This is a genomic window from Streptomyces sp. NPDC059534, assembly GCF_042743475.1.
Classification (GTDB): Bacteria; Actinomycetota; Actinomycetes; order Streptomycetales; family Streptomycetaceae; genus Streptomyces.
Genome location: NZ_JBHWAQ010000027.1, coordinates 1 through 11,942, shown reverse-complemented (window position 1 = coordinate 11,942; position 11,942 = coordinate 1). Strand labels below are relative to the sequence as shown.

9 protein-coding genes and 1 pseudogene are annotated in these 11,942 nt (G+C 71.6%); 4 read left to right on the top strand and 6 right to left on the bottom strand.

The window, feature by feature from the left end; genetic code table 11:
- Positions 1 to 48 precede the first annotated feature (48 nt).
- Positions 49 to 1,182, bottom strand: a complete 1,134-nt coding sequence (locus tag ACFVZH_RS28200) for a hypothetical protein (RefSeq protein WP_384901521.1) — start codon at positions 1,180 to 1,182, stop codon at positions 49 to 51.
- 277 nt (positions 1,183 to 1,459) lie between these two features.
- Positions 1,460 to 2,683: a saccharopine dehydrogenase family protein gene (locus tag ACFVZH_RS28195; protein ID WP_384901519.1), complete on the bottom strand. Its 1,224-nt coding sequence runs from the start codon at positions 2,681 to 2,683 to the stop codon at positions 1,460 to 1,462.
- A 117-nt stretch (positions 2,684 to 2,800) separates the two neighbouring features.
- Between ACFVZH_RS28195 and ACFVZH_RS28190 the strand changes: the two genes are divergently transcribed.
- Positions 2,801 to 3,508, top strand: coding sequence for a TetR/AcrR family transcriptional regulator (locus ACFVZH_RS28190; RefSeq protein WP_384901517.1), 708 nt, complete (start codon positions 2,801 to 2,803; stop codon positions 3,506 to 3,508).
- 80 nt (positions 3,509 to 3,588) lie between these two features.
- On the opposite strand, the gene ACFVZH_RS28185 is transcribed toward ACFVZH_RS28190, so the two are convergent.
- A complete protein-coding gene (locus tag ACFVZH_RS28185) occupies positions 3,589 to 4,317 on the bottom strand; it encodes an isocitrate lyase/phosphoenolpyruvate mutase family protein (RefSeq protein WP_384901515.1) in 729 nt (242 codons plus the stop codon).
- A gap of 254 nt (positions 4,318 to 4,571) precedes the next feature.
- Between ACFVZH_RS28185 and ACFVZH_RS28180 the strand changes: the two genes are divergently transcribed.
- A complete protein-coding gene (locus ACFVZH_RS28180; protein ID WP_384901514.1) occupies positions 4,572 to 5,786 on the top strand; it encodes a S8 family peptidase in 1,215 nt (404 codons plus the stop codon).
- Between the two features lie 168 nt (positions 5,787 to 5,954).
- Here the strand turns inward: ACFVZH_RS28180 and ACFVZH_RS28175 are convergent, their stop codons facing one another.
- Together ACFVZH_RS28175 and ACFVZH_RS28170 are read right to left on the bottom strand one after the other, a co-directional pair.
- Positions 5,955 to 7,361 (bottom strand): hypothetical protein, encoded by a 1,407-nt coding sequence (locus ACFVZH_RS28175; RefSeq protein ID WP_384901512.1) that lies wholly within the window; start codon positions 7,359 to 7,361, stop codon positions 5,955 to 5,957.
- A 212-nt stretch (positions 7,362 to 7,573) separates the two neighbouring features.
- On the bottom strand, positions 7,574 to 9,295 hold the full coding sequence (locus ACFVZH_RS28170; RefSeq protein WP_384901511.1) for a PP2C family protein-serine/threonine phosphatase: 1,722 nt from the start codon (positions 9,293 to 9,295) through the stop codon (positions 7,574 to 7,576).
- A 582-nt stretch (positions 9,296 to 9,877) separates the two neighbouring features.
- Between ACFVZH_RS28170 and ACFVZH_RS28165 the strand changes: the two are divergent.
- Both ACFVZH_RS28165 and ACFVZH_RS28160 read left to right on the top strand, forming a co-directional pair.
- Positions 9,878 to 10,245 (top strand): annotated as a pseudogene (locus ACFVZH_RS28165) (PIG-L deacetylase family protein).
- Between the two features lie 332 nt (positions 10,246 to 10,577).
- Complete coding sequence (locus ACFVZH_RS28160; RefSeq protein ID WP_384901509.1) at positions 10,578 to 10,976, top strand: NTP pyrophosphohydrolase; 399 nt, start codon at positions 10,578 to 10,580, stop codon at positions 10,974 to 10,976.
- 639 nt (positions 10,977 to 11,615) lie between these two features.
- Here ACFVZH_RS28160 and ACFVZH_RS28155 read toward each other — a convergent pair.
- Positions 11,616 to 11,942, bottom strand: a 327-nt coding sequence (locus ACFVZH_RS28155; RefSeq protein ID WP_384901507.1) for a transposase, incomplete at its 5' end; no start/stop codon positions are given.

Below are 11,942 nucleotides of genomic sequence, written 5' to 3'. Positions count from 1 at the left end.
GTGCGCCCCGATGACCGCCGGGTGAAGGGGAGTTGTTCGTCGGTTCGCCTACCAGGTGACGCGGAGGGAAGCGTCGGGGCCGGCCCCGAGGGTGAGGCCGTTGACCGCCACGGTTCCGTCGGTCCAGGAGAGCGGTGGCGTGTTCGATCCCGCTTGCCATACGCCGCTGGAGCCCATGGCCAGATTCGGCGCGCCCCGGTTCATGGGGGTGCGGGTGGGGTCGATGTGCCAGATGAGGAGGCCGTCGCCGGGGAAGGAGCGGTCGTACCTCCGGGGCCCGTTGCTGTTGCGGCGTTCGAGGATGAAGTACTCCGAGGCACCGCGGCTCGGATGCCAGAGGATCACCGCTCCGTCCGGACGTTGCGGGGAGATCTCGGCGACGTCCACGCTGCCCTGAGCCGTCAGTTCGACCTGCCGTGGCTCGCACCAGCCGAGCTGGAGCTTGTGCCAGGCGTCCAGGTGGACGGTCGCCTGGTCGTTCGCGTAGAAGGGGTAGGCGCCCATCAAGGTGAGCAGGTAGTTCATGCTGCCGGGGTTGTACATGTCGATGGCGCCCAGGGAGTGAACGACCTCGTGCGCTATCTGGTAGAAGGGCGTGAAGGGGCCGGCGAAGGCGATCCGCACTTCGAGGGAGACGGTCACCTGTGAGAGCGGGTCGCCGAAGAAGAGGTCGGTCGTCGCGTACACGGGGTTGTTGGGCCGGTTCGCCGGGAAGCGCTTGCGGATGTTCTCGATGACGAGGACCACGAGTTCGTCGCTGCTGACCAGCAGGTCGAACACGTCGCCGTCGATCCCGATGAACGCCCACGGCGAGTAGTCGATGATCTTCTGGGCCACTCTCTGTATGTGCGTGGAGTCGTCGGGGGTGCCGAACGGCCCCATGGGGAACGGGCCGGCTATCGCCACTCGGGTGAAGGAGAACCTGCCGATCGAGCATTCCTCCACGTAGCCCGCGAGACCGGCCGGGTTGACCGGAGTGTCGGTCGTGAACGGAGGAGTGGGAGACCCGAAGGCCAACTGGTCGTAGTAGGCGGGCGTATGCGCGGAGGCCAGGCGCGGGAAGTCGCCCTGCGCGTTGTCGTCGTACTCCAGGAGAAGCGCGAGGAGGGGGCGCGAGCCGAGCGCGTTCCTGCCCAGCATGCGCATGGACGCGTGCCCGAACTCGGCGAGGGTGGGTGCCATGAGAACCAGCCCGGGGTCAGTGGAATCACTCGACCGGTACGAGACGCTCGGAGGCCGTCTCGGGGAGTTGCCACATCGGCTCTACCAGCCAATATCGCACGACGGGGCCTCCCCCGCACTCCGGGCCGCTGTGCCGGGCCCGACCCTCTCGTGGCCATCCCGGAGCTCTCTCGTGGCCCTCTCGGGGGGGGGGCTTCCCGGAGGCCGGCCCGCGCAGTCGCCGGTACGGAGGAGGAAGCCCTCCGCACCGGACGTCGGCGTGGGCGTGGGCGTTCGGTCAGCGTTCCTCGCGCAGGCCCCACGGGGATCCGTACGCGCCGAGCAGGTCGAGGAACGGCCGGGGCGGCAGGGCTTCGGGGCCGAGGACGCCGTTCGCCTTCCATGTACCGTTCGCGATCAGTTCGAGGGCGATCACCGGGTTGATGGCGGTCTGCCAGACCACGGCCTGGGAGCCGTACTCGCGCATCGTCCACTCGTTGTCGACGACGTGGTACAGGTACACCTCGCGCGCGGCACCGTCCTTGGTGCCCTTGACCAAGGTGCCCGCGCAGGTCTTGCCCTTCATGCGGTCGCCCAGTGTGGCGGGGTCGGGCAGGCAGGCGGCGACCACGTCACGCGGGGAGACTTGGACCGGCCCGTCCGTGCCGGGGACGGTGACCTTCGCCGTGGAGTCGAGTCCGAGTTCGTGGAGGGTCTTGAGCTTGGCGATGAAGTCGTCGCCGAGGCCGTACTTGAACGTCACCCGGCGCGCGTCCAGCCAGCGGGGCATGAGGAGGACCTCCTCGTGCTCGACGTTCACGCACTCCACGGGGCCGATGCCGTCGGGGAAGTCGAAGACCTCCGGCTCGCTGAAGGGGGCCGTGGTGAACCAGCCGCGGTCTTTCTCGTAGACGACGGGCGGGTTGAGGCACTCCTCGATGGTCGTCCAGATGCTGAAGGACGGCGCGAAGTCGTAGCCCTCGACGGTGAGGTTCGCGCCGTCGCGGACGCCGAGCTCGTCGATCTCGTCGAAGAGTTCGTCGGCCGCGTACCGGGCGAAGACATCCGACAGGCCCGGCTCCACGCCCATGCCGACCAGGGCCAGGCGGCCGGCGCTCTCCCATGCCCCGGACTGGGCGAACTGCTCGTCGCCGAGCTTGACCCCGCACTGCTCGTACGGAGCGGTCGGGTGGGGCACGGACAGCGACATCGCCATGTCGACGTAGTGCACGCCGGCGGCGAGAGCGCTGTGGAACAGGGGCATCACGAACCTGGGGTCGGTCGCGTTCAGCAGCACGTCGCAGTTCTCCTCGACGAGGAGACGACGGACCGCCGTCTCGTCGGAGGCGTCCAGGCGGCGTGCGGTGAACCGGCCCTCCGGGTCGTCGAGGGCGGCGACGGCGGCCTCCGCCCGGGTCTGGTCGTAGTCGGCGACGACCATGCGGGTCAGGAAGTCACGGCGGGCCGCGATGCGGGTGACGGCGGTTCCGACGCCGCCGGCACCCACCAGGAGAACACGCATGTCACACACCCTTTTCGTCGAGGCAGTCCGGGCTGTCGCCCGGGGACGCCTCGATGCAACACGATGCCCTCGGTTAAGGTCTACAGCGTTGGCATAAGGAACGGGAGGCGGTGCGCGATGCCGAAGAAGGTGGTCGCGGAGACGGAGCGGCGCAGGCGGCGGCCGACGCGCCAGGGCACCGTGCTCTCGGAGAAGCTGATCGTGCAGACCGCTCTGCGCATGCTGCGCGAGCACGGCAGTGCCGGGCTGACCGCCCGCCGGCTCGGCGCCGCGCTCGGCGCCGACCCCAGCACCCTGTACCGGTACTTCGCCGGCCTGGACGGGCTGACCCGCGCCATCGGCGAGGAGCTGATGGGCCGCGCCCTGGACAGCTGGACGCCCACCGGCACCTGGCGTGCCGACCTGCGCTCCCTCGGGCTGGCCATCCACGCCTCCTACCTCGCCCACCCCCAGGCCGCCCTGCTGACCGCCAGCCGCGTCACCGGGCGCCCCCGCGAGATCGAAGTGGACGAGACCATCCTCGGCATCCTGCGCGACGCGGGCTTCGACGACATCGACGCCGTGGGCACCTACCACGCCTTCATCGATCTGGCCCTGGCCTTCGCCGCCCTGGACGCGGGCGCCCTGGCCATCAACGACGACGTCCGAGAAGCGGACGAGGACATGTGGACCTCCACCTACGCCCACCTGCCTCCCGAGACCCACCCGCACATCACCGCCACGGCCCACCTGCTCGCGGACCGGATGAACCACAGCGCCTACCCCGCCGTCCTGGACACGCTCCTGAACAGCGCGGAGGCACGACTGGCCGGCCGGGAGGGGTAGGTCCTGGGAGCGGGCCTTCGCCTTTCCCGGCGCGGTCGCCGTCGCGACGGTCCGGCTGCGGCCGCGCTCCTGACCGCGCCTCAGTGCGCGGGTCGGGCCAGGAGGAGTGCGTTCAGGGCGGCGTAGTCGAATCCGCTCTCCAGCACGGTGGTCGTGCCCTTCTCCAGCAGTTCGCGGGCGGCCCGCTGGACCAGCTCGTACGCGGCCTCGGCAAGGGAGGACCCCGCGCTGATACGGGCGGCTCCCGCTCGGGCGAGCTCGGACACCGGTGGTGCGCCCGGGCCGGCCAGCACGTTCACCGGCAGGGGCTGCGAGGCCACGAGCGTCATGACCGTCTCGGCGTCCGGTGTGCCGAGAACGAAGATGCCGTCCGCGCCGGCCGCCGCGTACGCGCGGGCGCGGGCGCGCGTCTCGTGCAGCCAGACCGTGCGGTCGCCGGGCGGCAGGCGGTGTGTGTCGATGCGGGCGTTGATGAACAGCGGGACACCGCTCTCGTCCGCGGCCTCGCGGGCGGCCGCGATCCGTTCGGCCTGCTCGGCGACGGGACGGAGAGTGTCCTCCAGGTTGATGCCCACGGCTCCGGCCGCGAGGACGCCCCGGACGGTCTCGGCCACGCCGGGGGCGTCGGTCGCGTAGCCGCGTTCGATGTCGGCGGTGACGGGTACGTCCACAGCGGCCGCGATCCGGGCGATCGCGCCAAGCGCCTGGTCGCGGGTCAGGTGATCGCCGCTGCTTCGTCCTGCCGGAGCTCCTTGCGGCTGGGGTGACGCGGCTTCCCCGCACGCACAAGGGAGGGGGCCGGAGGGCATGGTTCCGGCCGCTGGAACACCTGATCCGGCCACCCGCTCCGGGTTCGACGGGGGTTCGATTGCGGGCGTATGGCAGATGCATGACAAGACCTCAACTTCCTTGAGCTACGCCCGTAGAGCGGCCAGGCTGCTGATCACGCCGGGACCGGAAACACCCGTCCAGGCCGTGTACGTGGCCCCACGTACACCCCCCCCCACGGTCGTCGCGCCGCCCCACCCTCGGGCGCGACGCGCATGAGGAGGAATACCTCGCAATGGCACTCCCGAAGAAGAACAAGACCCGCCTGGCCGTGACGGCCTCCGCGGCGGCCGCCGCCGCCCTGCTCGGCACCTTCGCCGCCGTTCCCGCCCACGCGGCCCCGGCCGAGGGCACCGTCCTCGCGGCGGGATCGGCCGACGCGATCCCCGGCAGCTACATCGTCACGCTGAAGCAGGGCGCGGGCTTCAAGGCCGCCTCCGCCAAGGGCCGGGACCTGATATCCGGTTACGGCGGCACGGTCCGCAAGACCTTCGGCTCCGCCTTCAACGGCTACACCGCCGGTCTCGACGCGTCGGAGGCCCGCCGCCTCGCCGCCGACCCGGCCGTCGCCTCCGTCGAACAGAACCAGATCGTGCGCGCCGACGCGACGCAGACCAACGCACCCTGGGGTCTGGACCGCATCGACCAGACCTCCCTGCCGCTCTCGGGGACGTACACCTACCCCGACAGCGCGGGCAGCGGCGTCACGGCCTACGTCATCGACACCGGCGTACGGATCAGCCACGCGGAGATCGCCGGGCGCGCGGTGAACGGGTACGACGCCGTCGAGGGCGACTCGGTCGCCCAGGACGGCAACGGGCACGGCACGCACGTCGCCACGACCATCGCCGGATCCACGTACGGCGTGGCCAAGGCCGCGAAGATCGTGGCCGTCCGCGTCCTCGACAACAACGGCTCCGGCACCACCGCCGGCGTCATCGCCGGCATCGACTGGGTCACTGCGAACCACACCGCCGGTGCCCCGGCCGTGGCCAACCTCTCGCTCGGCGGCGGCGCCTCCACCGCCCTCGACAACGCGGTGAAGAACTCCATCGCGGACGGCGTCACCTACGCGGTCGCCGCGGGCAACTCGGGCGTCAACGCCTCCTCTTCCTCGCCCGCGCGGGTCGCCGCGGCCATCACGGTCGGCGCGACCGGCAACACCGACGCCAAGGCCAGCTGGTCCAACTACGGTTCGGTCCTGGACCTCTTCGCCCCCGGCGTCTCCATCACCGCGGGCTGGAACACCGGCGACACGGCCACCAACACCATCTCGGGCACCTCGATGGCCACCCCGCACGTGGCGGGCGCCGCCGCGATCTACCTGGCCGGGCACCCCTCCGCCACCCCGGCCCAGGTCGCCACGGCCCTCGTCAACGGCGCCACCCCCAACAAGGTGACCAGCCCCGGCAGCGGCTCCCCGAACCGCCTCCTGAAGATCGTCCCGTAGGACCGAGCGCGGAACCGTCCCGGAGGCAGCCGGCGCCTCCGGGACGGTTCCGCGTCCGTGGTTCCGGCTTCTGTGAGGGCGGCTTCGGCTGCGGCGACGTACTCCTCCGCCGCTTCGGCCCACGTGCGCTTCGGTGACGTACGCCTTCGCCACCCCGGCCCAGTGCCCTCAGGAACTCTGCGGAACGAGGCGCAGCACGGACTGCCGTGTCATGCGGGCGAGTTGTTCGATGTCGGCGTGCGGCATGTCCTCGGCCTTGAAGGTCACCGAGCCCATGCTGCCCTTGTCCGCCCAGAAGCAGAGGGCCTTGGTCTTGCTCGTGAGGTCCTCGACGTACCGGGAGCACTGCATCCATCCGCCGTACGCCCCCGCGTTCGCCCTCCACGTGTCGTCGAGCCCGGTCACACCGGGCGTGCCCGACAGGAGAGCGTCGCTCTCGTACGCGGTGGCGGCGGTGGCCTCGTGGAAGTCGCCCGCGGACCCGCCGACGGCGAGCTCGGACCCGTCGCCCGCACCGCCGGTGTAGTAGTACGCGAACGTCACGTCGCCCCTGCGGCCGGCGTCGCCCGGTGCCGCGGCACCCATGGTGTCGGACATGTCCATGCGAGCCATGCCCCGGAAGCTGTCCGGAGCGGCCACCTCGTACCGCGGATAGGCGGTGAACTCGGCGTACGCGAGGACGCTCGACGTCACGACGGCGGTGAGCGCCACCACGGCGCCGGCTCCGAGGAACGCGAGCTCGCGGGGCGCGTGGCGCCGTACGGGAGGCAAGGACAGTTCGGCGTCGGCGGGTCCCACCTCGGCGACCGCCGATGCCCTCGCTTCGCCACGGACACGCGCGCCGCGCAGGAGCAGCCGCAGCGCCATGAGGGGAAGGTCGAGGAGGACACCGACCGTCAGCAGGACCCAGAGCGGGAAGGGTCCGATCGCGTGCCGCGCGATCAGGAGCACGGCCAGGGTCGTCTGGACGGCGAACCGGTACTCGGGATTCCGGCGGAGGAGGAACCGCAGCGGCGCCCGGCGGGGACGGGCGAGGGAGACGAGCGTCTCGTCGAGGACCGCGAGCCGGCGGTCGTGGGGCGCGAGGGCCACCCGCCGTCGGGCGTCCTCCTCCGCCGCCCGCGGTGAGGCGGCGGCGGCGAGCGCGTCGACGGCGTCATGGCGTTGCACTCGTGCGGCCGACGGCGCCTTGGCCGAGGCCGCGACGAGGACGGAGGTCGACTCGGTGGCCTGCCGCAGCTGCGGGGAGTCGGGCGCGAGCTCCCGGAGCCGCTCCAGGAGGACGGGGCCACGGGCGTGGCGGCCGGGCCGGTCCATGGAGTCCGAGCGCAGGCAGAGTGCGGTGTATCCGGCGAGGAGATCGACGTGGTCGGGGAAGGTGTCCAGGGCCCGGCGGAAGACGCGTTCGGCGTCGTCGTCGTGGTCGTCCTCGTCCTCGGCCATGTGCGCGCGAGCGAGGGCGAGGAACAGCAGGGGCTCGGGGCCGTCCGCGTCGAGCGCCGCTTCCGCGACCCTTCTCGCCTCGGCAAGGCGGCCCGCGGCCATGAGCGCGGTCGCGTGAACGCACGCGGACACGGTGTCTTCTACGTTGTGCAAGAGTCCCCACCCCTGAGGTTTCGGCCATTCGTTCTCGGCCGCGAGGCGTCACTATCACCCGCGGAAGAATGGCTGGTCAACCATGTTCCGAGTCGCGTGGCAGCGGGTCACCTGCGTCGAGGCCGGGGTCGCGGGCGTCCAGGCCCGGATCACGGGGCGCCTGCCCGGGTCGCGGGGCGTCCGGGACCGGGTCACGGGGTCCGGCGTACCGCGAGGAGGGTCGCGTCGTCGGACCGGTGGGGGCCGTCGAGGTCGGTCACGAGATCTTCCGCGAAGTGCTGGAGCGTGGCGTGGTCGTGGACGCGTCCGGTGGCACGCAGGCGTTCCTCGGCGGCGGCCAGCAGGCGGGCGGTGTCCTCGTCGGGGTCCGTCTCACGGCGTTCGACGAGGCCGTCCGAGTAGAGCAGCACGATGTCGTCGGGGCGGAGGACCGTCTCGGTGGCCGTGTAGGAGCGGCCGGGGAGGACGCCGAGCGTGAGGCCGGGGCCGTCCGGCGGGACGGGGAGCAGGGTGGCACGGCCGTCGCGCAGGAGGATGGGCAGGGGGTGGCCGGCGCAGGTCCAGCGGAGCATGCTGGTGTCGGGGTGGTAGCGGGCGATGACGGCGGTGGCTGTGGACTCGGTGCCGTCGTCGCAGGCCATGTCGTTGAGCCAGCGGGTCAGTTGCTCGACGGGTTCGTCGGTGTAGACGAGGCCGGCCAGGGCGTAACGGAGTTTGGCCATGAGGGTGACTGCCTCCAGCCCGTGGCCGCGGGCGTCGCCGAGGGCGATGAGGAGCTTCCCGCCCGGGAGACTGCGGGCCTTGTACCAGTCGCCGCCGATGCCCGCGCCGGTGGCGTCGGGGCGGTAGACGGCCGCCGTGTCGAGGCCGTAGGGGGTGAGTTCGCCCGGGGAGCGGGGCAGGACGGCGTCGCGGAGGGCGTCGGCGACCTCTCCGAGGGTCTGGGCGCGGCTGTGCTGGCGGCGGGCCTCGGCGCCGGCGGCTTCCGCGAGGGCCCGGCGGCGGCGGTCGTCGGTGACGTCGACGAGGACGGCCCGGACGGCCCAGACGGGTCCGCGGGGAGCCGCCCGGACCGGTTCGGCGACCATGCGGATGGTCCGTTCGTACGCGCCCGGCAGGCGCAGGTCGCATTCGGAACGCCACTCGCGGAGCAGGACGTCGTACAGGAGGCGGTACAGCTCGGGAAGGCTGGCGGGGGCGATCAGGTCGGCCAGGCCGAGGAAGTCGGCGGGGTCGGGGGCGTCAGGGTCGAGGCCGAGGACGTAGCCGAAGCCGAGGGACGGCTCGACCGTCCCGTCGGAGAGGTTCCATTCGGCCCAGCAGGTGCGGACCAGTTTCTGGGCGGCGACCGCCATCGGGACGCGGTGCCCTGCCTCCCACAGGATCAGGAGGTAGTCCCCGCAAGGGGCCACGTGGACGTCGTTGCTGAGCCGGGCCGGCGGGCCGGAGTCGCGGGGGATGAACCATTCCACGGCCTCGGGCCCCTGGGGCGCGCGTTCGTGGTGGGCATCCGCGAGCATGCGGGGCAGTCCGGTGTACTCCAGGACGGGAAACCGGTCGAAGAGGGAGACGGGGCCGGCCCACGGGGGGACCGATTCGCGGGGGATGTGGGCTCGGGAGTAGGAGGCGGCTCGCGCGTTCTGGCTGACGTACAGGAACTCGGAGATCCGTCCGCGGGCGTCGACGACGGGGGCGACGAGGATGCCGGCCATGGGCAGGGCGTCCAGGATCTCCTGGGCGAGGGCGGGGAGCGGCGTGGACGGCTCGGTGGCCGGCGGGCCGTCGGGGAGCGGGCGGGCCGGGCAGGTCCGCGCGTAGGAGATGATCCGGGCGCGCTGGGCCGAGAGGAGTTCACGCAGTGCCTGGTGGTCGAGGGTGGAGCGGGCTTCGTGTCCGGTGGGGACCTGCTCCATACGTGGCCTCTCCTCAGGTGACCGGGACGGGACAGCTCCGGGACAGAGGCTTTCGACCCCTGAAGGAGATCTGCGCCACCCAATAGAGTGCACCATATGTCCGACATTCCCGATATCCCTGGCGGGCATCTGTCACCCGGGGCGCCACTGGCCGGCGCCCACGTCCTCCTCGGTGAACGGGACGAGGAGACAGCCCAGCGGCTCGCCCGGGCACTGCGGAACGCCGGGGCCGCCTCGGCGCACATCGTCGGCTCACCCGCCGACTTCCTCCGTGCAGGCGCCGATCCGCCCCCTCCCCGTACGCCTCCGGGACGCGGCCGCGTGGCACGCGGGCCTTGTCGAGGACGAAGGGGAGCCGGCCGCCGGTACTGGGCCGTCGGCGCGGCCAGCGGCCGGGCGTCCCCGTGGTGGTGACCGACGAAGCGCCCAGCACCGGACTCGCGGTCGTCGCACTGAGCGGCCGGGCCGCCGACCTGGTCGAGCGGGTCCGGCACCGACAGCCTCGTGGCGGCGCTCAGCCGCGCCCTGAACGAGCGCGCCGACCCGCTGGGCGTCGAGGGCACGGGACAGAACTCGCTGCACATGCTCGTGGTCGGCGCGCACCCCGACGACGTCGAGATCGGCGCGGGCGGCACCATCCACCGCCGCGCGCACAGCGGATGGGACGTCACCATCCTGACCATGTCCCGGGGCGGCGGGGCGGCGACCCCGCGCAGCGCCGCAAGCAGGCCCACCGCGCCGCCGAGGCGATGGGCGCACGGCTCCTCATGAACGACCTTCCCGACGGGTCCATGGTCGACGACCGGGCCACCGTCCAGGTCATCGAGCGGGCGGTCGCCGACGTCGGGCCGGACGTCGTCCTCGTCCACTCCGAGAACGACACCCACCAGGGCCACCGGGCCGTCCACGGCGCCACGCTGGTCACCTGCCGAACCGGTTCGTCGAGCTGAGCGAGACCGACGTCGAGGCCAAGCTCGCCGCCATCGCGGCCCATCACTCCCAGGCGGCGCGCCGCCGGTACCTCGGCGAAGACCTCCTGGTGAACGTGGAGCAGAACCAGTCCCGTCCACGCCCGCGCGCCGGTGAAGGCATCCCCGGCGACCACGGCAGGAAGCCCGACCGCCGCCGTGACCTTCCCGGAGGCGTACGACTGGCGGATCCGTCCGTCGCCGACGGCGTCGCCGTCCTGGAAGGCGAGCAGTGTCCCGGGCTACGGGCCGTTGCGGCAGGAAGGCGGGGGCACGGATGCCGCGAACGGGGAACCTGTTGGCATCCTGGAGCCGTGCATTCTGAAGAATCGCCCCTTCGCCCTCTGCTGGTGGTCGACGGGGCCAACGTCGTGGGTTCGGTACCGGACGGCTGGTGGCGCGACCGCCGCGGAGCCGCCGAGCGTCTGCGTGACCGGCTCGCCGCCGACGGCGGCCCCCCAGACGGCCCGTACTCACCCCCGTACGAGATCGTCCTGGTCGTCGAGGGCCGCGCCCGAGGCATCACCTCCGTTCCCGGCGTGCGGGTCGAGGAGGCCCCCGGCAACGGCGACGACCTGATCGTCGAACTCGCCCGGAACGCGCACGGCCGCCCGTGCCTAGTGGTCACGGCCGACCGCGAGCTACGCCGACGAGTGACGGAGGAAGGCGCCCGTTGCACAGGCCCCCGGAGCATTCTCCAAAAACCCACGTAGGCCGGGTCGGGTCCGACGGCTCAGATCCCGCTGCGTTGTGCGGGGCCGGTTCGGGTCCCTCTTCCTGCCCCTACCGGCCTGACAACTCACCGCCGAATCGCCCGCATTAACCTCGCGCTTTCACGAAGCGGGCTGTCCGACGGATGGCCAGGTAAGTGAGAAGTGCCTCTGACCAGCAAGAATGAAGATTGCTGTGGTCCCTTTTCCTGCCACTGTCGGAGGCACTTCCCAGGTGAAGAAGCGTGTCCCAGCCATCCCCGCGTCCGCGTTGAGGATGGCGGTCATGCAGTGGTGCCTCAGCCCGGGGCTGTACTGCTGGTCGAGACGGCCCGCAAGGCCGGGCTGGGCTAAGCCAAATCGACGGCGCTGACACCGTGGCGGCGACCTCGGGCGGTGCATTTTTCACGTAGCGGTCCACGATTGATACGCACCTCTACGAGGTTGCCTGTGCTACGGCTTCGGGGCCATGCCTTCCTTCTGCTTGGCCGAGGGGGCGGGAAGTGGCGAGCGACGTCGCACGACGGCGCGGTGGCGTACGACTCTGATTAGCGTTAGGGCCGCCGTCACCAGCGCAGCGCTTCCTGGAGCGCCGAACAGTGCGTCGCGCAGCGGCTCCGGCACTAGGCACTGTTTCTTGGATCATGTTCGGAGCCAGATGACGAGAGCTGCGAGGGTGACGGTGCCGAGGTAGATGTAGGCGCGTTTCTCGTAGCGGGTGGCGACGGCCCGGAAGCCTTTGAGGCGGTTGATGGCGCGTTCGACGGTGTTGCGTTTCTTGTAGCGCTCGCTGTCGAAGCCGGTGGGCCGGCCGCCTCGGGAGCCGCGGTTCTTGCGGTGTCTTTGCTGGTCGAGGCGTTCGGGGATGGTGTGCCGGATGCCGCGTCGTCGCAGGTAGCGGCGGTTCTTCCGGGACGTGTAAGCCTTGTCCGCCAGGACGTGATCGGGCCGGGTGCGGGGTCGACCGAC

What these genes read in the sequence shown, in the direction of transcription:
- ACFVZH_RS28200 (WP_384901521.1), bottom strand. Translation starts at nt 1,182, where the DNA reads ATGGCACCCACCCTCGCCGAGTTCGGGCACGCGTCCATGCGCATGCTG.
- ACFVZH_RS28195 (WP_384901519.1), bottom strand. Translation starts at nt 2,683, where the DNA reads ATGCGTGTTCTCCTGGTGGGTGCCGGCGGCGTCGGAACCGCCGTCACC.
- ACFVZH_RS28190 (WP_384901517.1), top strand. Translation starts at nt 2,801, where the DNA reads ATGCCGAAGAAGGTGGTCGCGGAGACGGAGCGGCGCAGGCGGCGGCCG.
- ACFVZH_RS28185 (WP_384901515.1), bottom strand. Translation starts at nt 4,317, where the DNA reads ATGCCCTCCGGCCCCCTCCCTTGTGCGTGCGGGGAAGCCGCGTCACCC.
- ACFVZH_RS28180 (WP_384901514.1), top strand. Translation starts at nt 4,572, where the DNA reads ATGGCACTCCCGAAGAAGAACAAGACCCGCCTGGCCGTGACGGCCTCC.
- ACFVZH_RS28170 (WP_384901511.1), bottom strand. Translation starts at nt 9,295, where the DNA reads ATGGAGCAGGTCCCCACCGGACACGAAGCCCGCTCCACCCTCGACCAC.